This window comes from Agrobacterium vitis (genome assembly GCF_013337045.2).
Taxonomy (GTDB): Bacteria; Pseudomonadota; Alphaproteobacteria; order Rhizobiales; family Rhizobiaceae; genus Allorhizobium; species Allorhizobium vitis_B.
This window is the reverse complement of record NZ_CP118259.1, coordinates 2036077-2060625: the sequence shown is the minus strand read 5'-3', so window position 1 is coordinate 2060625 and position 24549 is coordinate 2036077. Positions and strand designations below refer to the sequence as shown.

At 58.7% G+C, this 24549-nt stretch carries 19 protein-coding genes; 13 read left to right on the top strand and 6 right to left on the bottom strand.

The genetic code is table 11. The annotated features are described in order from the left end of the window. Nucleotides 1-27 precede the first annotated feature (27 nt). The gene (locus G6L01_RS10030; protein WP_070166456.1) at nucleotides 28-1332 is read right to left on the bottom strand and encodes an MFS transporter; all 1305 of its coding nucleotides are present in this window, start codon (nucleotides 1330-1332) and stop codon (nucleotides 28-30) included. A 433-nt stretch (nucleotides 1333-1765) separates the two neighbouring features. Further along, nucleotides 1766-2227, bottom strand: a complete 462-nt coding sequence (locus tag G6L01_RS10025) for a hypothetical protein (RefSeq protein WP_156584110.1) — start codon at nucleotides 2225-2227, stop codon at nucleotides 1766-1768. A 236-nt stretch (nucleotides 2228-2463) separates the two neighbouring features. On the opposite strand from G6L01_RS10025, the gene G6L01_RS10020 reads away from it, so the two are divergent. The 11 genes from G6L01_RS10020 to G6L01_RS09970 all read left to right on the top strand — a co-directional run bounded on the left by G6L01_RS10020 (nucleotide 2464) and on the right by G6L01_RS09970 (nucleotide 17232). Further along, nucleotides 2464-3390, top strand: a complete 927-nt coding sequence (locus G6L01_RS10020) for a D-alanine--D-alanine ligase (protein WP_070166428.1) — start codon at nucleotides 2464-2466, stop codon at nucleotides 3388-3390. Continuing rightward, nucleotides 3378-4316, top strand: a complete 939-nt coding sequence (locus tag G6L01_RS10015) for a cell division protein FtsQ/DivIB (protein WP_070166427.1) — start codon at nucleotides 3378-3380, stop codon at nucleotides 4314-4316. The genes G6L01_RS10020 and G6L01_RS10015 overlap by 13 nt, the downstream gene beginning before the upstream one ends. Next, nucleotides 4313-5638 carry a cell division protein FtsA gene (gene ftsA / locus G6L01_RS10010; protein WP_015916499.1) on the top strand — a complete coding sequence of 442 codons (1326 nt, stop codon included), beginning with the start codon at nucleotides 4313-4315 and terminating at the stop codon, nucleotides 5636-5638. The genes G6L01_RS10015 and ftsA overlap by 4 nt, the downstream gene beginning before the upstream one ends. 102 nt (nucleotides 5639-5740) lie before the next feature. Further along, on the top strand, nucleotides 5741-7561 hold the full coding sequence (gene ftsZ / locus G6L01_RS10005) for a cell division protein FtsZ (RefSeq protein WP_070166426.1): 1821 nt from the start codon (nucleotides 5741-5743) through the stop codon (nucleotides 7559-7561). A gap of 475 nt (nucleotides 7562-8036) precedes the next feature. Then, nucleotides 8037-8993, top strand: a complete 957-nt coding sequence (gene lpxC, locus G6L01_RS10000) for a UDP-3-O-acyl-N-acetylglucosamine deacetylase (RefSeq protein WP_041696793.1) — start codon at nucleotides 8037-8039, stop codon at nucleotides 8991-8993. Nucleotides 8994-9370: 377 nt separating this feature from the next. Beyond that, a complete protein-coding gene (locus G6L01_RS09995; protein ID WP_070166425.1) occupies nucleotides 9371-10240 on the top strand; it encodes an outer membrane protein assembly factor BamD in 870 nt (289 codons plus the stop codon). A gap of 45 nt (nucleotides 10241-10285) precedes the next feature. Then, complete coding sequence (recN, locus tag G6L01_RS09990; RefSeq protein ID WP_071205544.1) at nucleotides 10286-11959, top strand: DNA repair protein RecN; 1674 nt, start codon at nucleotides 10286-10288, stop codon at nucleotides 11957-11959. A 148-nt stretch (nucleotides 11960-12107) separates the two neighbouring features. Next, nucleotides 12108-13556 carry a phospholipase D-like domain-containing protein gene (locus G6L01_RS09985; protein ID WP_071205542.1) on the top strand — a complete coding sequence of 483 codons (1449 nt, stop codon included), beginning with the start codon at nucleotides 12108-12110 and terminating at the stop codon, nucleotides 13554-13556. A gap of 44 nt (nucleotides 13557-13600) precedes the next feature. Further along, on the top strand, nucleotides 13601-14428 hold the full coding sequence (locus G6L01_RS09980) for an endonuclease/exonuclease/phosphatase family protein (RefSeq protein WP_071205541.1): 828 nt from the start codon (nucleotides 13601-13603) through the stop codon (nucleotides 14426-14428). A gap of 61 nt (nucleotides 14429-14489) precedes the next feature. Beyond that, nucleotides 14490-16649, top strand: a complete 2160-nt coding sequence (gene ligA / locus G6L01_RS09975) for an NAD-dependent DNA ligase LigA (protein ID WP_070166420.1) — start codon at nucleotides 14490-14492, stop codon at nucleotides 16647-16649. A gap of 244 nt (nucleotides 16650-16893) precedes the next feature. After that, nucleotides 16894-17232 carry a hypothetical protein gene (locus G6L01_RS09970; protein ID WP_139190055.1) on the top strand — a complete coding sequence of 113 codons (339 nt, stop codon included), beginning with the start codon at nucleotides 16894-16896 and terminating at the stop codon, nucleotides 17230-17232. A 104-nt stretch (nucleotides 17233-17336) separates the two neighbouring features. On the opposite strand, the gene G6L01_RS09965 is transcribed toward G6L01_RS09970, so the two are convergent. Then, complete coding sequence (locus G6L01_RS09965) at nucleotides 17337-18278, bottom strand: bifunctional helix-turn-helix transcriptional regulator/GNAT family N-acetyltransferase (RefSeq protein ID WP_070166418.1); 942 nt, start codon at nucleotides 18276-18278, stop codon at nucleotides 17337-17339. Nucleotides 18279-18478: 200 nt separating this feature from the next. Between G6L01_RS09965 and G6L01_RS09960 the strand changes: the two genes are divergently transcribed. After that, entirely contained in the window at nucleotides 18479-18940 is a 462-nt protein-coding gene (locus tag G6L01_RS09960; RefSeq protein ID WP_197432306.1) for a type VI secretion system amidase effector protein Tae4, read from the top strand. After that, the gene (locus tag G6L01_RS09955) at nucleotides 18937-19392 is read left to right on the top strand and encodes a type VI secretion system amidase immunity protein Tai4 (RefSeq protein WP_197432307.1); all 456 of its coding nucleotides are present in this window, start codon (nucleotides 18937-18939) and stop codon (nucleotides 19390-19392) included. The genes G6L01_RS09960 and G6L01_RS09955 overlap by 4 nt, the downstream gene beginning before the upstream one ends. Before the next feature lie 45 nt (nucleotides 19393-19437). Here the strand turns inward: G6L01_RS09955 and G6L01_RS09950 are convergent, their stop codons facing one another. The 3 genes from G6L01_RS09950 to G6L01_RS09940 form a co-directional block, all read right to left on the bottom strand. Continuing rightward, on the bottom strand, nucleotides 19438-21336 hold the full coding sequence (locus tag G6L01_RS09950; protein WP_345799416.1) for a flavin monoamine oxidase family protein: 1899 nt from the start codon (nucleotides 21334-21336) through the stop codon (nucleotides 19438-19440). 314 nt (nucleotides 21337-21650) lie between these two features. Further along, on the bottom strand, nucleotides 21651-23705 hold the full coding sequence (locus G6L01_RS09945) for a DEAD/DEAH box helicase (protein WP_070166415.1): 2055 nt from the start codon (nucleotides 23703-23705) through the stop codon (nucleotides 21651-21653). A gap of 173 nt (nucleotides 23706-23878) precedes the next feature. Beyond that, entirely contained in the window at nucleotides 23879-24361 is a 483-nt protein-coding gene (locus G6L01_RS09940; protein WP_081344156.1) for a GNAT family N-acetyltransferase, read from the bottom strand. Between the last annotated feature and the right edge of the window lie 188 nt (nucleotides 24362-24549).

Here is a 24549-nt window from a genome sequence, read left to right as displayed (position 1 = left end):
AGCCCGGCGTGCCGGGCTTTAAGACGCTTAAACTTCACCCTTCCGAGAGGCGAGAATGCAGACCAGCGTGATCACCGCAGCAAGGCCGAGATAGTAGCCGACATAGGCCATGCCGTAATTGGTCTGGAGCCAGGTGGCCGCATAGGGCGCCAGCGACGCGCCAACGATGCCTGCGAAATTGAAGGTCAGCGAGGCGCCGGTATAGCGGACATTGGTGGGGAAGGGTGCCGAAAGGGCTGCCCCGATCAACGCATAGGTCATGCCCATCAAGGCCATGGAGCCTGCGGCGAAGATTGCCACGCCTGTCTCACCTGAGGTCAGCAGAACCGGCAGCAGGAAGGAGAAACCGGCGATCATCACGGTGATGCCGATCAGTGCCTTGCGTCGGCCGATCTTGTCACCGACCTTGGCCGTCAGCGGAATGAAGATGCCGAACACCACCGAGCTCATGATCTGGATTTCCAGAGCGTCGAGGAAGGGGATCTGCAAGACCTTGATATTGTAGGACAGCAGCCATGCCGTGCCGATGTAGAACAGCACGAAGGTGACCAGCGCCACGAAGGTGCCGAGGAACAGGCTGCGCTTGTATTTGCCAAAGATTTCGGCAACCGGCACAGCCACCCGCTCATGGGCGTCCATGGCCTTTTGGAAGGCGGGCGTTTCGGAAATCGAGAAACGCACCCAAAGACCGATGACGATCAGCAGGGTGGAAGCCAGGAACGGAACGCGCCAGCCCCAGGCCAGCAGGTCGTCCTTGGAAATCACATGCAGCAGCAGCCAGAAAATGCCCGAAGACAGGAACAAGCCAATCGGTGCGCCAAGCTGCGGGAACATTGCATACCAGTTGCGCTTGCCTTCCGGGGCGTTTTCGGTGGCCAGCAACACGGCTCCACCCCATTCGCCACCAAGGCCAAAACCTTGCCCAAACCGGCAAAGTGCCAGCAGCAACGGCGCAAATACGCCGATCTGTGCATAGGTTGGCAGAAGGCCGATCACCACGGTGGAAATGCCCATGGTCAGCAGAGCCGCCACCAGCGTCGTCTTGCGGCCGATACGATCACCGAAATGGCCGAACACCACAGCACCCAGCGGACGGGCGAAAAATGCGATGGAAAATGTGGCAAAAGACGCCAGCAGAGCCGTCATCGGATCGCTGTTGGGGAAGAACAGCGCCGGGAAAACCAGGACGGCGGCAGTGGCGTAGACGTAGAAATCAAAGAATTCGATTGTGGTGCCGACCAGGCTTGCCGTCAGGACTCGTGCAGGAGAATTCAATGCAACAGGTGCCAGCGGCTCGGCGGACGGCGATACGGTGCGTATCGCATCAGTCATGGTGATGGGGTCCAATTTGAGTTCAATGGTGGTTTTTCGCAATCGTGCCGTATGTTGAAAGAGTATGCGGCACTTGTCGTTAGCGGTTGGCTTTACGCATTTGCATAGGCAATTTCAACTGGTCCTGCTTATTTGGGCGCTATAAGCGGTGTTTTCCTGGTCAATCGTCATGCGGGGAACATCGCTTGAAAATCGTCGGAAACCATCAGGATGACCGATCGGCTCATCTCTGTGTGCCTTTAGACGAACGAAGTTTAGATTGACTTTTATCATTGTTGTTGTTTATAAAATATTTATATAATCGCGATGTCGACAAGTGCAAACTGTGGGATTTGTTGACTTAATCGCTCCGATATTTTCCCGTCATCAATGACAGGATTTATTCGGTGCGGCTTCCGGAGTGGATTTATGAAACGGTTTCTTTTCGTCTGTTCTATCGTGCTAATGGCGGGGCAAGCCATTGCACAAATGCCGCCACCGCCACCAGGTCCAGGTCCTGTGCCCCCGGGGCCGGGGGCAATGCCGCCGCCGCCATCCTGTGTCGCACCGCCGCCACGGCGCGGTATGCCGCCGCTGGTTTGCCCGGTTCGCAGGCCACTGCCGCCTGGCGCGCCTTGTAGCTGCCGGCTTCCCGATGGACGGCGAGTTCCAGGCGTTGTGGAACCCTGATACGGATGTGCGGCTTCGCATCGAACGTATTAAGTTGCGTTTCGATATCGGGCTGCTCGTCTGTTTCCAAGCCTTGATGAAGCGTTGACCCTCTTCGGGTTGACGTGATCGATGAATTTGAAGCCGTGCTGTATAGGGTTCTCATTGTTCCCTCGGCACGGCTTTTTGTTATTCCGGCCATCATGTCGCTGCCGGTACCCAGTGTGCTGTCTCTGTTCTCACCCATCGGCATGGCCTGCTTCACTGAGGGCCTGCGCCTTCCGTTCTGGGGCCGAACCCATCGGGCGCCCCTCGATAACTCCCAGAAAAATAAAAGTAATTTTTGGCCGTTAACACCTGTAAACGGTTCGTTAACCTTAATGGCGTTTTATCATGTCAGGTGCATGAACCGGCGCGATTCGCGCCGCAAGTCGGGCGCAAAGGTAAGGCGGAAAACCGCGATTGTTTTGTTTGGGTGCGTGAATGGCTAAGAAGCATGTTGCCGTATTGCTGGGAGGATTTTCGTCGGAGCGGCCAGTCAGTCTGGCCTCTGGCACCCCTTGCGCATCGGCGCTTGAGGAGCAGGGCTACCGCGTGACGCGGGTCGATGTCACCCGCGATATCGCCAGCGTGCTTCAGGAATTGAAGCCTGATGTGGTCTTCAATGCTTTGCATGGTCCTTTCGGTGAAGATGGCACCATTCAGGGCATCCTCGAATATCTCTCCATTCCCTATACGCATTCCGGTGTGCTGGCCTCGGCGCTGGCAATGGATAAGGCGCAGGCGAAGATCGTAGCGGCGGCGGCGGGTATTCCCGTGGCTTTTGCCCGGCAGATGTCGCGCTTTGAGATCGGCAATATCCATCCGATCGAGCCGCCTTATGTCGTCAAGCCAGTGCGGGAAGGTTCCAGTTTCGGCGTGGTGATCGTCAAGGAGGATCAGTCGCATCCACCGCAGATCCTTGGCTCCTCGGAGTGGCGCTACGGCGATACCGTAATGGTTGAATCCTATGTGGCTGGCCGTGAGCTGACCTGCGGTGTCATGGATGGTAAGCCGCTGGCTGTGACCGAGGTGATCGCCAAGGCCAATACATTCTACGATTACGACTCCAAATACGCTGCGGGCGGCTCGACCCATGTCATTCCTGCGCAACTTTCACCGAAAATTTACCAAAAAATACAAGACTTGTCTGTCGGGGCCCATAACGCGATCGGGTGCCGTGGCGTCAGTCGGTCCGACTTCCGTTACGACGACCGATTTTCCGAAGATGGCGACTTGATCTGGCTGGAAGTGAATACCCAGCCGGGCATGACGCCGACCTCGCTTGTGCCTGAAATGGCCGCGCATGCGGGCATTTCCTTTGGTGAATTCGTCAGCTGGATGGTGGAGGACGCGTCGTGTTCACGGTAAGCGCCAAAAAATCGGCAAAGGGCAGCAAGGCTGCACCTTATCGCGCGCCCAGTCTGGCGGATGACGGTTTGATGGCCCTGCCGCGCCCGGTTCGTCGGCTGATGCGGTTCGTCGTCGCTCTCTGCTCGGGCAGGGTGGCTGTGCCGGAGCATCTCGGCAAGGTTTCCTTCGCAGCCTATATTCTTGCTGTCGGTGGTTACGGTATCGTCAAGGGTGGTCACTGGCCGGACTTTGCCGAAGCGATGACCTCGACTGCGGGTTTTGCGGTTGAAGACGTCAAGCTGTCGGGCAATGTTCACACATCCGAAATCGATGTGCTGCAATCGCTGGGTCTGGATGGTGCGACCTCCCTGGTGGCTATCGACGCCGACGACGCACGCCGTAAGGTGGCGGATCTGCCGTGGGTAGAGCAAGTCGAGGTTCGCAAGATCTATCCGCGCACCATCGAGGTGAATATCAAGGAACGTGAGGCCTATGGTATCTGGCAGCATGGCACCGACCTGTCGCTGATCGAAAAGAGCGGCAGCATCATCGCGCCGCTGCGTGACAATAAATTTGCCACCCTGCCGCTGTTCGTTGGCCGTGATGCCGAAGTGGCAGCCCAGGACATTGCCGGAGAGTTTGCGACCTGGCCTCAGATTACCGGTCGCGTCAAAGCTTATGTGCGCGTCGCCAGCCGTCGCTGGGATCTCTATCTCGACAATGGCGTCGTGGTGAGGTTGCCGGAAGACGATGTCGATGGCGCGATGGCGCGTCTGGCGAAGATGGAAGCGGATCACCAATTGCTGGACCGCGACATTGCCGCCGTTGATCTTCGCCTTTCAGACCGCATGACCGTCCAATTGACGCCCGAAGCGCTGGTGCGCCGTCAGGCTGCGGTGACGGCTCGCGCCAAGGCCCTCGCCAAGGCGGAGAAAGAGACATGAGCGTCTTCGGTTCCTCTTTCGGATTGCCCCGTATGAAACCTCTCTCGCACAAGCGCAGCCATGTCGTTTCGGTTCTCGATATCGGCTCTACCAAAGTGGTCTGCATGATCGGTCGGCTGACGCCGCGCAAGGAAAGCGATGTCCTGCCAGGCCGGACCCATCATGTCGAAGTGATCGGCATCGGCCACCAGCGTTCACGTGGCATGAAGTCCGGCGTGATCTCCGATATTGAATCGGTAGAAAGCGTCGTGCGGCTTGCAGTCGATGCCGCCGAGCGCATGGCGGGCCTGACTGTCGACAGCCTGATCGTCAATGTTTCGGCTGGCCGGATCGGTTCGGACGTTTATACCGCCACCATCGATCTTGGCGGCCAGGAAGTGGAAAGCGCCGATCTCAAGCGGGTTCTGTCGGCTGCAAGCCACCAGTCGCAACGTCGTGACCGCGTGCTGCTGCATTCGCTGGCGACCGGCTTTTCGCTGGATGGCGAGCGTGGCATCCGCGATCCGCTTGGCATGTTCGGCGATACGCTGGGTGTCGACATGCATGTGGTGACGGCGGAACGGCCGGCGCTGAAAAATCTCGAGCTTTGCATCAACCGCGCCCATCTGACGGTCGAGGGCCTGGTGGCGACGCCTTACGCCAGCGGCCTTGCCGCTCTGGTGGACGACGAAGTCGAACTGGGCTGCGCCGCCATTGACATGGGTGGCGGCACCACAACGATCTCGGTATTTGCCGAGGGTAAGCTGATCCATACGGATGCCATCGCCATTGGCGGCCATCATGTCACCACGGATCTGGCGCGTGGTCTTTCGACCCGCATCGAGGATGCGGAGCGGTTGAAGGTCGTGCATGGTTCGGCCTTTGCCAATGGCTCTGAGGAGCGCGATGTTGTTGCAATTCCGCCAATCGGCGAAGACGATCGCGATTTACCGATCCAGGTTCCACGTTCTTTGCTGACGCGAATCATTCAAGCGCGTATTGAAGAGACTCTGGAGATGATTCGCGACCGAATCCACGCATCGGGCTTTAGCCCCGTGGTCGGCAAGCGTTTGGTTCTGACCGGTGGCGCAAGCCAGTTGACCGGTCTTCCGGAAGTTGCGCGGCGGATGCTCGCCCGCAATGTTCGGATTGGTCGCCCGATGGGGGTCTCTGGCCTGCCTGTGGCGGCCAAGGGACCGGCTTTCTCCACTGCGGTAGGTCTGATGATCTATCCGCAGGTGGCCGATCAGGAGATCGCCGTGGGGCAGGGAGGCTTGTTCTCCTCTGGCTCCGGCAACAGCCGCATGATGCGCGTGGGACAATGGTTGAAAGAGAGTTTTTGAGGACCTGCGCCTTGCGGGTGAAAAATCGATTCGGGGCGCGCGATCAAGAGACAAGACATGGCTAGCGTGGCGATGCGGCCAGGGAAAGAAGGAACGGGTAACATGACCATCAATCTGAACAAGCCGGATATTACCGAACTCAAGCCGCGCATTACCGTGTTCGGCGTCGGCGGCGGCGGCGGCAATGCCGTCAATAACATGATCACCGCTGGTCTTCAGGGGGTGGATTTCGTTGTTGCCAACACCGACGCCCAGGCCCTGACCATGACCAAGGCAGAGCGGATCATCCAGCTCGGCGCCAATGTTACCGAAGGCCTCGGCGCCGGTTCGCAGCCGGAAGTCGGCCGCGCAGCTGCCGAAGAATGCATCGATGAGATCATCGATCACCTGAACGGCACACATATGTGCTTCGTCACCGCCGGCATGGGCGGCGGCACCGGCACCGGTGCGGCTCCGGTCGTTGCCCAGGCTGCCCGTAACAAAGGCATCCTGACGGTTGGCGTCGTCACCAAGCCCTTCCATTTCGAAGGCGCGCGCCGCATGCGTCTGGCCGAAGCCGGTATCGATGCGCTGCAGAAGTCGGTCGATACGTTGATCGTCATCCCGAACCAGAACCTGTTCCGCATTGCCAACGACCGGACGACCTTTGCTGACGCTTTCGCGATGGCCGACCAGGTTCTCTATTCCGGCGTTGCCTGCATCACCGACCTGATGGTCAAGGAAGGCCTGATCAATCTCGACTTCGCCGACGTTCGCTCGGTGATGCGTGAGATGGGTCGCGCCATGATGGGCACCGGCGAGGCTTCCGGCCCAGGCCGTGCGCTTCAGGCTGCCGAAGCTGCCATTGCCAACCCGCTGCTCGACGAAACCTCGATGAAGGGCGCCCAGGGCCTGTTGATCTCCATCACCGGTGGTCGCGACCTTACGCTGTTCGAAGTCGACGAAGCCGCAACCCGTATCCGCGAAGAAGTGGATGCCGACGCTAACATCATCCTCGGCGCCACCTTCGACGAAGCGCTGGAAGGCCTGATCCGCGTATCGGTTGTTGCCACCGGCATCGACCGCGCCGCCAATGCGCTGGAAGCCCGCGGCGCTGAAATGCGCACGATCTCTGCCAAGTCAGCGATTCGTCCTTCCGCTGCCTTCACACCTGCTCCTGCCGCTCCGGCGCCTCAGCCAGCACCTGTTGCTGCTGCCCCGGCACCAGCTCCAGCTCCGGTTGCCGCAGCTCCGTCGATCTTTGCAACGCGCCCGCTTGATCCGGTCGCCGAGCAGATCCGCAATGCTGAAGCTGAAATGGAACGCGAACTGGAAATCGCTGTCGCCCGTCAGGCCGCCATGCATGCCCAGCCTGAGGTGCAGCAGCCTGCTGCTGCCCAGCCTGCTGACGATTTCCGCCCGCAGAGCAAGCTGTTCTCCTCGTTTGCCGCTCCGGAACAGCCGGTAGCCCGTGCGCCGCAGCCAACGCCTGCCATGCAGCCTGCTGCTGCGCCACAGCCAGCCTTCCGCCAGGAGCCGGTTGCTCCTGTCATGCGCCAGGAACCTGCCGCGCCGGTCATGCGCCAGCCCGAACAGTCCCGCATGCCGAAGGTCGAGGATTTCTCGCCGGTCGTGCAGGCGGAGCTGGACCACCGCAACCAGCCTGCCGCCCAGCAGGCGTCCGAGGATCGTGGTCCGATGGGGCTGCTGCGCCGCATCACCAACTCGCTCGGCCGTCAGGAAGACAATGTCGCTTCCGACATGACTGCACCAGCACCGGCTGCCGCCTCGCAGCAGCGTCGTCCGCTGTCGCCGGAAGCAAGCCTCTACGCACCGCGTCGTGGCAGTCTGGACGATCAGGGTCGTCAGGTGCCGCAGCAGCGCGCGGCCCATGATGACGATCAGCTGGAAATCCCGGCCTTCTTGCGCCGCCAGTCGAACTAAAGTTTGGTCAAGCTAAGATTTGTCAGGGAAAAGTGGAACCCGGGTTTCCCGAAAAGACAAACGATGTGAAAAAATCCGGAGTCTGGCTGGTTCAATTGGAACCTGCCAGACTCTGAGTCTCTCGCCAGAGACACTGTTTTGAAACCCGGATCGAAAGATCCGGGTTTCTGCTTGTATGCTGCCTATTTCAGTTGCTGATTTCTTGTTGAGACAGTGCCGTTAATCCACAGTTTTCCAAGGTTTTTTCAAGGATTCGGTTTCGTAACAATCGGAAAGAAACATTGATTTGGATTGTTGCGTTTCCAAACGTATATCCCTGATAACGAAGAGTGCCAGGCAGACCGATGAGCGGTTGGGTGGCGCTTCAGAAGCGACGAGGCCCGGCGGTTACGCAAGGGCATGGACGGGCAGATGACTAGCCGGTTCAGCCTTCACGGCCTCGGATCGGATTTGAAGACTTGAAAGGTGAATGTTAATGGCAATCGGTTTGTTGAGCTTCCAGACGACTATCGCTCAACCGGTCACCCTGAAGGGGATCGGCGTGCATTCCGGTCAGCCTGTTACCATGAGCTTTCTGCCTGCCGAAGCCGGAACTGGCATCGTGTTCCACCGCCAGCATGCCAATGGTTCCGTTACCGAGTTGAAGGCTGTCGCCTCTCAGGTCGGCAATACCGATCTCAGCACCGTTCTGGGCTCTTCGCCAACCCATTGGGTCGCCACCGTCGAGCATGTGATGGCGGCCATTTATTCGCTCGGTCTCGACAATCTGGTAGTTGAGGTCGATGGACCGGAAACCCCGGTCATGGATGGCAGCTCCGCCGTCTATATCGACGCTATCGAGCAGGCTGGCATTGTCAGCCTCGGTGTCAAGCGCCGCTATATCAGGGTGATGAAGCCGGTTCGGGTCGATAATGGCGCGTCTTGGGCGGAGTTTCGCCCCTATGAGGGGACGCGCTTTGAAGTGGAAATCGATTTCGATTGCCCGCTGATTGGCCGCCAGTCCTGGCAGGGTGACCTGACACCGCAGAGCTTCAAGCAGGAATTGTCACGCGCCCGGACCTTTGGTTTCATGCGTGATGTAGAGCGCCTGTGGGCCGCAGGCCTGGCGCTTGGTTCGTCGCTCGAAAATTCCGTGGTGATTTCCGATGACGACAAGGTCGTCAATATCGAGGGTCTTCGTTATCCCGACGAATTCGCCCGTCACAAGACGCTGGATGCTGTTGGCGATCTGGCTCTGGCCGGCGCGCAGTTCATCGGCTGCTACCGCTCCTATCGCGGCGGTCACAAAATGAACTCGCTGGCGCTGAAGGCGCTGCTGTCGGACGCTTCAGCCTATGAAGTGGTGGAAGCACCCGGCGCACGGAGCGGCAAGGCAAGAGTGCGGGAATTCGTGGCAGTCAATGCACCGGGTTTCGCACCTTGGACGGCCTGAAGATTCGCCGCATCATTTCGCGGAGATCTGTGTTTGGCGAAGTGGCGATAGAATCAGTTGAATTAAAGCGGCGCCGGAAGGCGCCGTTTTCGTGTGGTTGGTTTCAGGCATTTCATTGAATGCTATAATATAGGAGCGACAGTTAAGAGCCGGTTCTCGGATAAATCCGATATGAAAGCAAAAAGCTATCGCATCGTGCTGATTCCGGTTTTCTGCTTGATGCTCTATTGTCCAAAATAAAACAGCAGATTGTGGCGTCACGCCATAAAAATGCGTTAAAACATCACCATTGCGTTGCCCTATCGTTATCTTTATGGCTAAAACGCCAAGCGGAAGCGATGGCTTTTAGAAGCAGCGCTGCAATCGGGATCTGTCGTATGAGTGAAGTGAAGTCTTCCATGATCAACAAATCAGCGCGGATGCTTGCCGTTTGCCTGTCTATCGCCGGCGTTGCGCCGCTGCTCAGCGCCTGCAATACCGACAAGGATATTGACATTACCAAGCTCGGCGCCGAGACCGATCCGCCGGAGACGCTCTATAATCAAGGCCTGGCCAACATCAAGGCTGGCAATCTTGCTGAAGCGTCTCGCAAGTTCGACGCTGTCGACAAGCAGAACCCGTTCTCTGACTGGTCGCAGAAGGCGCTTGTGATGAGCACTTTCGTCAAATACCGCCAGGCCAAATATACCGAGGCCATCTCGACCGGCACGCGCTACATGACGCTTTATCCGTCGACCAAGGATTCGGCCTATGTGCAATATCTGATCGGCCTGTCCAACTGGCGCCAGATCCCCAACGTGACCCAGGACCAGAAATTCTCGTCCAGGACGCTTGAGGCCATGGATAAGGTGGTCAAGAACTATCCGACCTCCGAATATGTGTCCGACGCCCAGGAAAAGATGCGCTTTGCCCGCGACCAGCTGGCCGGCAAGGAAATGCAGATCGGCCGCTATTATCTGGAGCGCAAGGAATATCTGGCCTCGATCCAGCGGTTCCGCAATGTGGTTGAGCAATATCCGACGACCAACCAGATCGAGGAAGCGCTGGCGCGTCTCGTGGAAGCCTATTATGCCATGGGCGTGGTGCAGGAAGCACAGACGGCGGCTGCCGTGCTGGGTCACAACTATCCTGACAGCAAATGGTACAAGGATAGTTTCGAACTGCTGAAAACCGGTGGTCTTGAGCCGCGGGAAGCCCAGGAGAGCTGGATTTCCAGAGCTGGCAAAAAGATTTTGGGCTCATCCTGATTTTCCAGACGGTTTACCGTCGCCTTCGGAGAGATGTGAACACTCATGCTCGTCCAGCTTTCGATCCGCGACATCGTCTTGATCGAGCGGCTCGACCTTGACTTTTCGGCCGGTCTGTCTGTGCTGACCGGCGAAACGGGGGCGGGGAAATCCATTCTGCTCGACAGTCTATCGCTGGCCCTTGGTGGGCGCGGCGATGGCTCCCTTGTACGCCACGGCGAAGACAAGGGGCAGGTGACGGCGGTGTTCGATGTCGCCGTCAGCCATCCGGCCCGCATCATGCTGCGCGAAAACGGCATCGATGACGACGGCGACCTGATTTTCCGCCGGGTGCAATCCGCCGATGGCCGCACCCGCGCCTATGTCAACGACCAGCCGATCAGCGTACAGCTGATGCGCCAGGCCGGGCAATATCTGGTCGAAATCCATGGACAGCATGATGATCGGGCGCTGGTGGATACCGCTGCCCACCGTCTGCTGCTGGACGCCTTTGCCGGGCTGACTGAAGAAGCGCAGGCGCTGGGCGAAAGCTATCGCCGCTGGCGTGAGGCCGAGCGCGCCTTCAAGATCCACAAGGCCAAGGTCGAGGCTGCTGCCCGCGAGGCGGACTACCTGCGGGCCTCGGTTGAGGAGTTGGAAGGCCTGAGCCCCCAGGATGGCGAGGAAGAGGATCTGGCCGAGCGCCGATCCCGGATGCAGAAATCCGAGCGGATCGCTGGCGATATCGCCGAGGCCAGTGAATTCCTGAATGGCAATGCTTCGCCCGTGCCAATGATCGCCTCGCTGATGCGCCGCCTGGAGCGCAAGAGCGGCGAAGCCCCGGGCCTGCTGGAGGACACGGTCAGCCTGCTGGGTACGGCGCTGGACACCTTGTCGAGCGCGCAGATGGAGGTCGAATCGGCGCTGCGCCGTACCGAGTTTGATCCTCGTGAGCTGGAGCGGGTCGAGGAACGGCTGTTTGCGCTGCGGGCCGCTGGCCGCAAATATTCGGTCGCTGTGGCCGATCTTCCGGCCCTTGCCGAAAAGATGATCACAGATCTCGCCGATCTCGATGCCGGTGAGGAAAAGCTCGGCGCGTTGGAAAAAGCCGTCGCCGAAACCAAGACTGTCTATTTCGCCAATGCGCAATCCCTGTCGCAGAAACGCCAGAACGCCGCGTCCTCGCTGGCCGAAGCGGTCATGGATGAACTGCCTGCGCTGAAGCTGGAGCGCGCCCGCTTCATGGTTGAGGTCACGGCAGATGCCGACAATGCGACTGCAGACGGTATCGACCTGGTCGAGTTTCATGTGCAGACCAATCCTGGCACACGGCCCGGCCCGATCATGAAAGTGGCCTCCGGTGGTGAGCTTTCGCGGTTTCTGCTGGCGCTGAAAGTGGCGCTGGCCGATCGCGGTTCTGCCCCAACGCTTGTGTTTGATGAAATCGATACCGGTGTCGGCGGGGCTGTGGCCGATGCCATTGGCCAGCGGCTGAAGCGGCTGTCTGAGCGCGTCCAGGTCTTGTCGGTGACCCATGCGCCACAGGTGGCCGCACGGGCCGCCACGCATCTGCTGATCTCCAAGGGACCGGCCAGCGGCAATGCGGAAAAGATCGCCACCCAAGTTGCGATGATCGGCCCCGACCATCGCCGCGAAGAAATCGCCCGGATGCTTGCAGGCGCTTCCGTGACGGATGAGGCAAGAGCGGCGGCGGCCAAGCTTCTGGCCGGGGACCATTGACGCTGACGGATTGCCGATGGATCTTGTGATCCTGTCATCTCGTCGGGCCTAAGGAGGAACAATTCCTTAAGTCAGACGTTTGCGCCAATCTTCGTTTCGTCGAATACTGCGCGTTCGCGCGGTTCCATTCCCTTTATGCCGGTAAGTGATGCTCGACCTTGTCTCCCATTATTGGCCGCATCTTCTTGCTGTGCTTTCCACGGTGATCGGCACGGTGGCTGCCGTGCATGCGGCGATGACCAAGCGCGATGTGCGTTCGGCGCTGTCCTGGGTTGGGGTCATCATTCTGTCGCCGATCATCGGCACGCTGATCTATGCGGTCGCGGGCGTCAACCGCATAAGGCGCGCCTCCTATATGGCGCGCCGGGCGCTGCGCCGGAGCCAGATGGAAGGCATTCTGGCCCATTACGCCGTGCCGGAAGGTGATGTTAAGGCAAAATTCGGCGGGCGCCTGGAAGCGCTGCGGCATCTGGGCGAGCGTGTCACCCGCCATCCGCTGACGTCGGGTAATCGCCTGACACCGCTTGCCAGCGGCGATGAGGCCTATGATGCGATGTGTGCGGCCATCGAGGCGGCGCAGCATAGTATCTTGCTGGAAACCTATATTTTCGACAGGGACAGCGTTGGCCTGCGCATTGCCGATTGCCTGATTGCGGCGCGCAAGCGGGGCGTCGAGGTGCGGGTGCTGATCGATGCCGTGGGCGCGCGCTACAGCGTGCCGAGCATTGTCGGCTATCTCGCCGATGGAGGCATCACGGTCGCTTCCTTCAACGGCAAGGTCATTGTCGGCTTGAGGCTGCCCTATGCCAATCTGCGCACCCACCGGAAAATCCTGGTGGTGGATGGCGCGGTGGGCTTTTTCGGCGGTATGAATATCCGCGAGGCCTTTGCAGGGCCGAATGCGGCCCGTGACACACATTTCCACGTCACCGGACCGGTCGTGGCCGAACTGTTTTCGGTTGCCGCCGACGACTGGCATTTCGAGACCGACGAAGCCCTGAACGGCGAAGCCTGGCAATTGCATCTTGCTGCCGGTGAGGCCGGTGAAACGCCTTACGCCCGCGCCGTGGTGTCCGGGCCGGATGCGCATCTGGAGAGCAATCACCGGGTGCTGACCGGGGCGTTTTCCGTCGCCGAACGCTCCATCCGCATTCTGTCGCCCTATTTCCTGCCGGACAGTATTTTTCTCTCTGGCCTGGCGACGGCGGCCCGGCGCGGGGTGGCGGTGGAAATCATTGTACCCTCGAAAAACAATCTGGCTGTCGTCAGCCATGCGATGAACGCGCAATTCGAGCAGATCATTCGGGATGGCTGCCGGATCTTTCGTTCAACCGGACCGTTCGATCATTCGAAACTGCTTGTGATCGATGATAAATGGGCCTTTGTCGGCTCGTCCAATCTTGATGCCAGGTCGCTGCGGCTGAATTTCGAGATCGATCTGGAAGTCTATGATGATGATTTTGCTCGCTTCGTGGCGAGCCGGATGGACGAGAGCCTGGAAGGAGCCGTGGAGGTGACGCTGGAAAGCCTGCATGACCGTCCTTTCCTGCTGAAACTGATGCAAAGAGTGCTGTGGCTGGGCTCGCTGGCTTTGTAAAGCGGGTGGACATCGGCCTTCCGCCTCCTATTTTTTGAGTGAGCATGAAAAAGCAAACCCATTCGCTACGAACGCAAATGTTGACCTCGCTGCGCAATCGCCGCAGCCGTCCCCTGACGTCCAATGCCGGTGGACGGGAAGCGGAGACGCCCGGGCTTCTGGTGGCCTCCTACAATGTGCACAAATGTGTCGGCGTGGATGGCCGGTTCGACCCGGAACGGATTGCGCATGTGATCCGCGAAATCGGTCCTGACGTGATCGCGCTTCAGGAGGCGGACCAGCGTTTTGGCGAGCGCAACGGGCTTCTCGACCTTTCTCGCTTGCAAGGTGAAACCGGTTTGACCCGCGTCCCGGTCGCGGGCCTCACGAAAAGCCATGGCTGGCGCGGCAATGTGCTGCTGTTTCGCGAAGGCGTGGTGCGGGATGTGCATCCCTTTGTGCTGCCGGGGTTGGAGCCGCGCGGCGCTGTCGTAGCGGAAATCGAATTGAACGGCGGGCGTGAACTCAGGATCATCGCCGCCCATCTTGGCCTGTTGCGTTGGGCGCGCCGCCAGCAGGCGGATTTCATCCTGAAGCTGATGCGCGAGCGGGCCGATTGTCCGACCGTGCTGATGGGGGATTTCAACGAGTGGCGGGTCGGGCCGGGTTCGGCGCTGACCCGGCTGGAGCCGCTGTTTGGCCCGCTGCCACCGCCGGTCCCCAGCTTTCCGGCCCGTCTGCCGGTTCTGGCGCTGGACCGGATCATGACCAACCGCCCGGGCCTGATTGCCGACATGCAGGTGCATGACAGTCCGCTGGCCCGGCTCGCCTCTGACCACCTGCCACTGAAAGCGTGGATTGATCTGGACAAGGCAGTAGAAGCTGTCGGATGAGAGCTTCTAATCTGGAAATTTTCATTTAAGACCGGACAAAGCCTATAGTCAGGAGACAGTCATGGTGGATGCATTGATCCCGGTCGAAGACCTCAGCGAAGAGCAGGCTGGGCAGGAACTGACCCGGTTGGCTGCTGCCATCGCCCATCACGATGCGCTCTATCACGGCAACGACCAGCCGGAAATTTCCGATGCCGAATACGATGCGCTGAAGCGGCGCAACGATGCCATCGAGGCCCGGTTTCCAATGCTTGTGCGCAGCGATAGCCCCTCGCAGCGGGTTGGGGCGGCTCCCGCCGGGATTTTCACGCAGATCACCCATGCAAGGCCGATGCTGTCGCTGGACAACACGTTTTCCGACGAAGACGTCTCGGATTTCGTTGCCTCGGTTTACCGCTTTCTGGGCGTGATGCCGGATAATTCCATTGCCTTTACAGCCGAACCGAAGATCGATGGCCTGTCGATGTCGATCCGCTATGAGAACCGCAAACTCAAGACGGCGGCGACGCGCGGTGATGGCACGACGGGCGAAAATGTCACCGCCAATATCCTGACCATCAAGGAAATCCCGACCGAATTGCCCGCTGATGCCCCCGATGTGGTGGAGGTGCGCGGCGAGGTCTATATGGCGAAAAGCGACTTTCTGGCACTGAACGCCCAGATGGAGGCCGAGGGCCGCCAAACCTATGTCAACCCACGCAATACGGCTGCCGGGTCACTGCGCCAGTTGGATGCGAAAGTCACCGCCAGCCGCAAGCTGAAATTCTTCGCCTATGCCTGGGGCGAGATGAGCACCATGCCTGCCGAGACCCAATCGGGCATGGTCGAGGCCTTCAAGGGCTGGGGCTTCCCAGTCAATCCGCTGACCCGGCGTCTGACGTCGGTTGAGGAAATCATTGCCCATTACCGCGAGATCGGCCTTCAAAGAGCCGATCTGGATTACGATATCGATGGTGTGGTCTATAAGGTCGACCGGCTGGATTTGCAGGCCCGGCTCGGCTTCCGGTCCCGCTCGCCGCGTTGGGCGACAGCCCATAAATTCCCGGCAGAGCAGGCCTTTACCAAGGTGGAGGCCATCGACATCCAGGTGGGCCGCACCGGCGCGCTGACGCCGGTGGCGCGGCTGGAGCCGATTACCGTTGGTGGGGTGGTGGTGACCAATGCGACCCTGCACAATGCCGATTATATCGAGGGTATCGGCAATGGCGGCGAGCGTATCCGAGAGGAAGGCCACGACATTCGCATCGGCGATACGGTGATTGTCCAGCGGGCCGGTGACGTTATCCCGCAGGTGCTGGATGTGGTGCTGGAAAAACGGCCTGAGAGTTCGGTGAAATACGAATTTCCGAAAACCTGCCCGGTTTGCGGCAGCCATGCGGTGCGCGAGAAAAACGAGAAGACCGGCAAGCTGGATTCCGTGACCCGCTGCACCGGCGGCTTTGTCTGCTCGGCGCAGGCCAAGGAGCACATCAAGCATTTCGTATCGCGCAATGCCTTCGACATTGAAGGGCTGGGTACCAAACAGGTGGATTTCTTCTTCGACAGTGAAGACCCAGCGTTGATGATCCGCACCGCGCCGGATATTTTCACGCTCAACCAGAGGCAGGAAGCCTCGTCGCTGACCCGCCTTGAAAATATCGACGGTTTTGGCCGGGTCAGCGTGCGCAAATTGTTCGATGCCATCGACGCGCGCCGCGAGATTGCCCTCAACCGTTTCATTTTCGCGCTCGGCATCCGCCATGTTGGCGAAACCACTGCCAAGCTGCTGGCCCGCTCCTATGGCTCTTACGCGGCGTTTGCCGAGGCCATGCAGGAGGCCGCCCCGAAATTCGGCGAGGCCTGGAATGAGCTGAACAGCATCGATGGCATCGGCGAAGTGGTCGCCGCCTCCATGGTTGAATTCTTCAAGGAACCTCGCAATCTTGAAGTTGTCTCCCGTTTGTTGAAGGAAGTGACTCCACGGGATGCAGAAGCCGTTACGGCAAGCAATAGCCCCGTGACTGGAAAAACCGTGGTCTTTACCGGATCACTGGAGCGCTTTACCCGTGATGAGGCCAAGGCCAGGGCCGAAAGCCTCGGTGCCAAGGTAGCCGGATCAGTCTCGAAAAAGACCGATTATCTGGTGGCTGGCCCTGGTGCCGGCTCCAAGCTGGACAAGGCCCGTGAGGTGGGCGTGACTGTCATGACCGAGGATGAGTGGCTGGCGTTGATTGGCGGGTAACCTGATCCTCCCGGCTATCAGGGATTGGGTATTTACCGTGTTGGAACAGGCCCCAAAAATGCTCGATCAGGCCAGTTGCAAAGTCCCTTGTCCGGGTGCATGTCTCTCAATGCACACAAAAATCTGTGCCAGGGTTGCTTCCGCCGAGGGGTATCGGGAAGGGGTGCCTTGAGGTTTTGATCTGTTATGCCGACTTGTAACGCCGCCCGACGGTTTTACACGGCATGTTTATCGTGGGGACATTATGCGTTTATTGACAGGTTTAGTGTTTGGCGTGGCTGCTATTGCTATGGCCTCGACTGTTTCTGCTGCTTCCGGCAGCCATCGTTTTCTGTTTGTCAACAAGACCGAGTCGGCGATTGTCCGATTGACCTTCCGTTCTCTGGATGGCAAGGGCGGTAAAGTGGAGGTCTTGAACGGCCACAGCGTTGGCAAGGGCCAGAGCCGCGTTGTCTCTGTTCCGAACGACGGTACCTGCAAATATGGTGTGCTGGGCGAGATGGAGCAGGATTCCGGTTATTACGACCTGATGAGCAAGGCCGATCTTTGCAAACTTGGCCAGTTTGTGCTCAGCGCCAACTGAGCTGAGGAGCCATCTACTTGATGGCAGCCAGATCTGGATACAAATCCGGTTTCTGCTCTGCCAGGACACAGGGTCTGTCGGGTTCAATCTGAACCGGGCAGACTCTACAACTGCGGAGCTCTGACAAATTTCTGCTCCAGCACTTCGCTTCCCCACTGATTGCCGGTGCGCTCCTCGACGCAAACAAAACCGTGGCTTTCGTACAGATGTCGCGCCGCCGTCAGGCCGCTGAACGTCCATAGATGCGTTTCTTCAAAGCCTTTCTCATCCGCAAAGGCGAGGGCGGCGGAGAGCAATTGACGCCCGACGCCTCCGCCGCGCAAGCCATCATCGATGATGAACCATCGCAGATGGGCTGTTTTGGCTCCCAGATCCTCGCCATCTATGGCGATGGAGCCGATGATTTCACCCGCCTGCATGGCCAGCCAGATGGAGTTTTTCGAGTTTCCCAGACGATTGCAAAAGTCGGCGAGGCCAGTGGCGACAACGCATTCGAAATTGAGCCCGAAGCCTGCCGTTCGCGCATAGTAAAGCGCATGCATCTGCGTGATGCGGGCAATGAGACCCGGTCTGTAGCCTTGGACAATGTCAATTTCGGGTGCGGTCGCATCGCCCCGATTGGCAAGAGCCTGAACATACAGGCGAAGCCCGTCAAGAACTCTGCGATTGTCGTTGGGTCTCAATCGGTTCAGAGCATTTGAAACCTGATGACGCGCAAACGCATGAATGGTTTCGGTTCGCTTCTGCCCGCTCTCGCTCAAGCGCAGCCGCTTGATTCGGGAATCGTCCTTATCCACCTCTTCCAACAGATCGCCCGATGAAATGAGCCTGCGGAGCATTCGGCTGACGCTTGATTTCTCAAGGCGAAGAAGATGCCCAAGGTCGCGGGCGGTGATATCAGGACACGCATCAATCTCGATCAAGGCATGGACGGCTGATGGAGGAAGGTCCGTTCCAGCAAAATCTCCTCCCATAAAGCCGAGTTCACGAACCAGTTGGCGTGATGAGGCGCGAATAGCTTCGACGTGTGAATGGTCTTGCATCATACCAGTTCCATATTGGTTGCATGATGCAACGTTATTGGCATGTGCTGCTCGCCGCAAGCGTTTTTGCTTTGGAAATTTTATTTCCGGAATAGGCGATTGCCCTTAGGGTTTTGTCGTTTTATCCTGATTGCGACATTGTTGTAAATTTTCTGAGGTTAGATATGGGACGGCCAAATTTTAACATTGCGTGGGCAGCTTCAATGCGGATTTACGATCCGCAAGCATCAGGAGCCAAAGTTTCTGAAGTCATTGGGGGAAATGTCGCAAAAAATGTCAATAATCCCAATCCGGTTGCGCGTTGGAGCAACACTTGCGCAGTCAGAATGAGCTATATTTTGAACTATTCCGGCATGCACCTCCCGCATGTCGCTGCCCAAACGGTTTCTGGCGCAGACCAGAAATGGTATTTTTTTCGCGTGAAAAACCTAATTGATTATCTTGAAAAAACCTGGGGTAAGCCAGAGGTGGTTCAGTACCCTCCGTCTAATGGAGGTACGCTTGCGGGAAAAAGGGGTGTCATTCTCTTTGAAGTATCAGGTTGGAGCGACGCACAGGGTCATGCAACGCTTTTTAATGGAACAGTTTGCTACGATCATTGCTATTTTAATGAGCCAGGAGTGGCTTACAAAACAGACAAGGCAAATTTCTGGAGTTTGCAATGATGTACCGTTTGCTTCTTCTCGGCTTGGTCGGTCTTTGTGTTAGCTCCCAAGTCGCTGCCGCCAACGACTTGGGTGTGGGCAACGGGCCTCAAGCGGCTGGTCGCACCTATCTTCAGAATTACAAGGACATGGTTTTGGCCACCTGCATTTCCAATGCCTATAAAGAGGATAAGGGCGCGTCAGTCGATGCGGGGAGCAGTGTGAGCGCGCTGAGGGACTGGACATATTACGATATGGACAAAAGCCCTGATGACATGAAGGCTTTGATCGAAAAATTTCTGACGAAAAATTACAGCAACCCGCTCGCTGAATCGGAAGTCAAAGGTGTGAAATTCGATTTCTTGAAGTGCCTCGATCTGTATCACAGCAAGGAATTGAACGATCAGGCGAAAAAATATGTTGTGAAGCCCAGTCATACCTATCGGCAGGATAATCAATCAAAAGGTGATTGAGCCAATGAAAGGCCGCCGGGAACATGGTCCCCGGCGGCCATCAGTTTATTGGAAGCAGGCGCAGTCGCTGTATTTGGCCGGGTCCATGGTCCGGGCTATGGCGTTGACGGCGCAATAGGCTGAGGTGACGGAGCCTTCCTGCCAGCCGGGCAGGTAGCTCCAGGTATCGCCCGCGCAGAAGAAGTGGCCGTTTTTCTCGAAGGTGGTGATCTGCTGATAGGCTTCGTTGTCTGTCGTTGCCGTATCCGACGCCCATCCGCCGACCTGGTGTGGCATATATTGCCAGGCAATGGAGACGCCGCGATAGACCTGGTCGGTTTTCCCCGGATGCAGCAGGCCAAGTCCCTTGCGGGCTGTTTCAACGCGCTGGGTATTGTTCAGCTTGGCATAATCTACGGCCAGCGGTCCACGGTTATAGGCGCCGGTCAGCACGCCGGTATGGGCGGTGAAATCCTCGGAAGGATACCAGATCTGGCCGATAATATCCGTTGTCCAGGAAATACCGCCATAGATCTCATTGTCCGTTTCCCAGAAACGATCTTTGCCCTGCCAACCGACCTTGATGGCGGGCGTCCAGAGATTGGGGGTCTTATCATTCCAGTTGCCGGTCTTGGAAAAGGCCTCAAGGCCTTTGCGGAAGTCGGGCGGGACCGGATAATCGCCAATGATGGTGTTGAGCAGCGAAGGCGCCATGGTGGAAATGCAGAAATCGAACTGGGCCTGTTCGGCTTTCCGGCCAGCCGTTTCAAAGGTCACGACCACTTTTTCACCAGCGGAGGCGATCTTCGACGCTTTGGTCTTGAGCATCACCAGATGGCCGACTTTGGGGTGGCGAGGTTTGCTGCCCTTTTTCCACAGGGCGGTTGTCGGAACATCCTGAATCAGCAATTGTTGCCAGATCCGGTCCATGCCGCCAACCGGCTGCATCAAACTTGGCTGCCAATCCGTGTTGAAACTGTTGAACAGGAAGGAGCCGGGCGTCAATTCCGGATTGGCCGTGGGATCGCCAACGAAGCCCGAATCGAGGATTTTTTCGAGCCCGATGGCATCCCGCGTCTTTGGCGCATCGCGCCAGCCGCCGGGCAGATGGCTGAAGCCGACGCGGGTCGTTGTCTGGATCTCGCCGGTGCCTGTCAGGTCGCCGAAAACACGGTAAAGATCCTTGAGCTTTTCGCGGGTCACGGCATTGGTATCGCCCTGCAAAAGCACGCCTTCTTTCGTCACCTTGTACATCATCGCCGCCATTTCACTATAGAGGCTGAATGTGGCCTGGGCGAAGGATACCGGCGCGCCGTTGTTGAACTCTTTGCTTTGCATCAGGTTGGACATTGACTGGAAGAAGTAAGGCTCCAGCGACACGCCGATTTCCTGGCAAAGGCCGATGAGATTGACATGGTTTGAAGGGATGCGGCCCGGCCCGGCATTCAGGTAAAGCTCGACAGGCTTGCCAGCATATTTTTTCGCGGCCCAGGCGTCGTCCATGAACTGGCAGATTTGCAGGTCAGGTGCCGGGCTGTCCGCTGTCTCCTGATAGCGGTCCACATACATCTCGGAAAATTCCTGGGTGCCAGGATAGTTCTTGAACCACCAACTCTTGTAGTGCTCATTCGTTGGCCGCACCGTCAGGCTGCGGCCGCCATAGCGGTTGTCGGCCTCGAAGACCTGAACGGAAAAGCCGCTTCGGGCCAGCGTCAAGGCAGCCGTCAACCCGGCAACACCGGCACCGAGGATGGCGACGCTTTTGCCTTTGCCGAAACCGGTCGGCAGATTGGGCTTGCTGGTCTGGTAGGCAGCTTGGGCAGTGCTGAAACCGGTGATGAGAGACGGAGCCGCAAAAGAACCGGCCAGGGCTGTCATGCCGCGCAGCAGCGTGCGGCGGGAAATCGAGTAAGACATCGCAATCCTGTCATTGAAGAGAGGGTGGCGAGCGGCCGGGAACGTCATGATCAAGGTCGGCTCGATCGGAAAAAGAGCCCCTTCCTTCATGGAAAGGAGAATGAAATTTTCTGTGAAATTTCGAGGGTGCTCCTGCGCTCTGCGTTCAGCAGACAGCACAAATCTACAACCTCCAGCGGTAATCATGAAGTATCTAAAATTCACCGTCAACTCTTGATGGACGGAAAGGATAGACTATTTTTGGTTGCAATGTCTGGTCTTGCACTTGAGTGCGGTTGTCGAAAAAACAAGCCTTCAACGCAGCAGCCCGGAAATCAGGGGTGATTTCCGGGCTGCTGACCTATCAAAATGGTTGGTACTCATCAGCCTTTCGGCTTGAAGCTTTTCTTGGCGCCACCAGCCGGGCCTTCGAACTTGCCCTTTGGCTTTCCTGCATAAGCGGGCTTATCGCCCTTTCCGGCATAAGCGGGCTTCTCGCCCTTGCCCGCATAAGCTGGCTTATCACCTCTAGGCTTGCCCGCCCAATCGGCCTTGGGCTTGTCCCAGCTGCGGGTGTCGCCAGCGGCATTGGATTTTTTCTTGAAGGAAGACGCAGGCTTTGGGTTGCCCCAGACATCGTCATCGGCCTTGGCCAGGTCGTCCTTGTAGGGGCGGCGTTCGGTGGCTTCGGCCTTGGCGGCATAGGGCTTCTTGTCGCCTTGGGCGGCGCGCGGCTTGCGCTCGGCAAAGTCGCTATCATCGCGTGGCGGGCGGGCCGCACGTTCCTTTGGCGGCGCGTTGAAATCCGGCATGCCGGGCAATTGCTTGACGATAATGCCGCGTTCCAGAGTCTTGTTGGGGCCAAGAGCCGTCAGGAACTGGTCGAGATTGGCCTGGGCGATCTCCACGAAGGTTTCTTCCGGCTGCATCTTGATCGCGCCGATTTCGTTCTTGGTGATATTGCCGTTGCGGCACAGCATCGGGATCAGCCAGCGCGGCTCCGCACTCTGGCGGCGGCCGACCGACAGCGAGAACCAGACGCTGGGGCCAAACTCGCTGCGCGGACGCGGCGGGGTGTTCGGCTCATAGGTGTCATTCTCGCGGCGCGGACGTTCCGCCTGGATCTTGACTTCCATCAGGTCTTCCGGAGCGGACCGGGTGCTGCGATAGGCGCGCAGATAGGCGGCAGCGATCTTGTCGGCACCGTGGGCTTCCAGCAACCGGGCGATGGTGGCGGCTTCTTCCTCGCTGATGGCTTCGCTGAACACCGGATCGGCCAGCAAGCGTTCATCGTCGCGGGCAATGACTTCATCGGCGGAAGGTGGCTTGACCCAGGCGGCCTGGACATTGGCACCGCCAAGGATACGTTCGGCCTTGCGACGCTGGCTCATCGGCACGATCAGCGCCGAAACGCCCTTGTTACCGGCGCGGCCTGTGCGGCCCGAGCGGTGCAGCAGCGTTTCAGAATTGGTTGGCAGGTCGGCATGGATGACGAGCTCCAGGCCGGGCAGGTCGATGCCGCGGGCTGCAACGTCTGTCGCGACGCACACACGGGCGCGGCCATCGCGCATGGCTTGTAGCGCATGGGTGCGCTCGCTCTGCGAAAGCTCGCCCGACAGGGCCACGACGGAAAAGCCGCGATTGTGCAGGCGGGCGGTCAGATGGTTGACATTGGCGCGGGTGGAACAGAACACGATGGCGTTGCGGGCTTCATAAAAGCGCAGCGCGTTGATGATCGCGTTTTCCTTGTCGGCAGGCACGGTCAGCATGGCGCGATATTCGATATCGATATGCTGCTTCTGTTCGGAAACGGTCTCGATACGCTTGGCATCGCGCTGATAGCTGCGGGCCAGATCGGCGATGGAGCGCGGCACGGTGGCCGAGAACATCAGGGTGCGGCGCTCGTCCGGCGATTCCTTCAGGATGAATTCCAGATCCTCGCGGAAGCCGAGATCGAGCATTTCATCGGCCTCGTCCATCACCACGGCGCGCAGGCCGGAGAGGTCGAGGGCGCGGCGGGTAATATGGTCGCGCAAGCGGCCCGGTGTGCCGACGATGATATGGGCGCCACGTTCCAGCGCCCGGCGCTCGTTGCGGATGTCCATGCCGCCGACGCAGGTGGCGAAAATCGCGCCGGTGTTTTCATAGAGCCATTCCAGCTCGCGCTGCACCTGCAAGGCCAGCTCGCGGGTCGGCGCAATGCACAGCGCCAAAGGCTTGACGGCCCGACCGAAACGGTTCTCGCTACCCAGCAGGGTCGGGGCCAGCGCCAGGCCGAAAGCCACTGTCTTGCCGGAGCCTGTCTGGGCCGAAACCAGCGCATCCCGGCCTTCGAGATCGGTATCGATCATCGCCTGCTGAACGGGGGTGAGGGTGGCATAGCCACGTTTGCGCAAGGCCTCGGCAATCGCCGGGACGATGCCGTCATAATCGGTCATGGGGGTCATCTCTCGAAATGTCTGTCTTCAGGTCGCGCAAAAAGCACGACGCCCGCCGATTGCGGGCATGTTTGGGCTGTTCCTACCCTCCAAACCACGGAAAGTACAGGGGGACGGTGGAAAAAGGGGTGAAATGGTGAAGAGGGGCAGACGAGCCCCCCATCATCCGCCGTTTAAACCCGCACTCGCGCCATGGCATAAGCATCGACAAAGGCGCCGGCACGGAAGGCAAAGGCGCGGTGGGTGCCTTCACGAATGAAACCGAGGTTTTCGTAGAGAGCGATGGCGGCGGTATTGTCGGTAAACACTGTCAGCTCCAGGCGACAAATGTTCAGCCAGTCCTCGGCAATCGCCACCAGTTCGCTCACCAGCGCCCGGCCAATGCCGCGCCCCTGATAGGCATCGTGAACGCCGATGCCGAGACTGGCCGTGTGGCTGCGGCGACCTTGGCCCTGCATGAAGCCTGCATTGCCAACCACGATACCATCCATCACAGCGACCAGCGATACGCCGTTTGACTGGCGGTTTTCGATATATTTGCGGACATCCTGTTGCGCTGGATAGGGCAGCCGCAGCGTACCGGCGCGCACACCGGGCAGGCTTTGCAGGGCGGCAATGCCAGCGGCATCATCAGGGGATTGGGCACGAATAAGCAGTCCATCCGGCCAGCTTGTATCTTTGGCCACAGGGGCATTTGCAGCAACGGGCGAGGCGGGTGGTGCGAGAGAGGCATTGTCCGGCACGGCTGGTCTCCAGGTGAGGCGAGGGAGCAGCGGTGCTTTCAAAACCCTGCTCTACTCGGCAGGGTTTGTGGAATGATCGTTTTTACATCGTGACGATGTGA

What these genes read in the sequence shown, in the direction of transcription:
- recN (WP_071205544.1), top strand. Translation starts at nt 10,286, where the DNA reads ATGCTCGTCCAGCTTTCGATCCGCGACATCGTCTTGATCGAGCGGCTC.
- G6L01_RS09945 (WP_070166415.1), bottom strand. Translation starts at nt 23,705, where the DNA reads ATGACCGATTATGACGGCATCGTCCCGGCGATTGCCGAGGCCTTGCGC.
- G6L01_RS10020 (WP_070166428.1), top strand. Translation starts at nt 2,464, where the DNA reads ATGGCTAAGAAGCATGTTGCCGTATTGCTGGGAGGATTTTCGTCGGAG.
- G6L01_RS09970 (WP_139190055.1), top strand. Translation starts at nt 16,894, where the DNA reads ATGCGTTTATTGACAGGTTTAGTGTTTGGCGTGGCTGCTATTGCTATG.
- lpxC (WP_041696793.1), top strand. Translation starts at nt 8,037, where the DNA reads ATGGCAATCGGTTTGTTGAGCTTCCAGACGACTATCGCTCAACCGGTC.
- G6L01_RS09955 (WP_197432307.1), top strand. Translation starts at nt 18,937, where the DNA reads ATGATGTACCGTTTGCTTCTTCTCGGCTTGGTCGGTCTTTGTGTTAGC.
- G6L01_RS09995 (WP_070166425.1), top strand. Translation starts at nt 9,371, where the DNA reads ATGAGTGAAGTGAAGTCTTCCATGATCAACAAATCAGCGCGGATGCTT.
- ligA (WP_070166420.1), top strand. Translation starts at nt 14,490, where the DNA reads ATGGTGGATGCATTGATCCCGGTCGAAGACCTCAGCGAAGAGCAGGCT.
- G6L01_RS09965 (WP_070166418.1), bottom strand. Translation starts at nt 18,278, where the DNA reads ATGATGCAAGACCATTCACACGTCGAAGCTATTCGCGCCTCATCACGC.
- ftsA (WP_015916499.1), top strand. Translation starts at nt 4,313, where the DNA reads ATGAGCGTCTTCGGTTCCTCTTTCGGATTGCCCCGTATGAAACCTCTC.
- ftsZ (WP_070166426.1), top strand. Translation starts at nt 5,741, where the DNA reads ATGACCATCAATCTGAACAAGCCGGATATTACCGAACTCAAGCCGCGC.
- G6L01_RS10025 (WP_156584110.1), bottom strand. Translation starts at nt 2,227, where the DNA reads ATGGGTGAGAACAGAGACAGCACACTGGGTACCGGCAGCGACATGATG.
- G6L01_RS10030 (WP_070166456.1), bottom strand. Translation starts at nt 1,332, where the DNA reads ATGACTGATGCGATACGCACCGTATCGCCGTCCGCCGAGCCGCTGGCA.
- G6L01_RS09950 (WP_345799416.1), bottom strand. Translation starts at nt 21,336, where the DNA reads ATGACGTTCCCGGCCGCTCGCCACCCTCTCTTCAATGACAGGATTGCG.
- G6L01_RS09985 (WP_071205542.1), top strand. Translation starts at nt 12,108, where the DNA reads ATGCTCGACCTTGTCTCCCATTATTGGCCGCATCTTCTTGCTGTGCTT.
- G6L01_RS09960 (WP_197432306.1), top strand. Translation starts at nt 18,479, where the DNA reads ATGCGGATTTACGATCCGCAAGCATCAGGAGCCAAAGTTTCTGAAGTC.
- G6L01_RS09980 (WP_071205541.1), top strand. Translation starts at nt 13,601, where the DNA reads ATGAAAAAGCAAACCCATTCGCTACGAACGCAAATGTTGACCTCGCTG.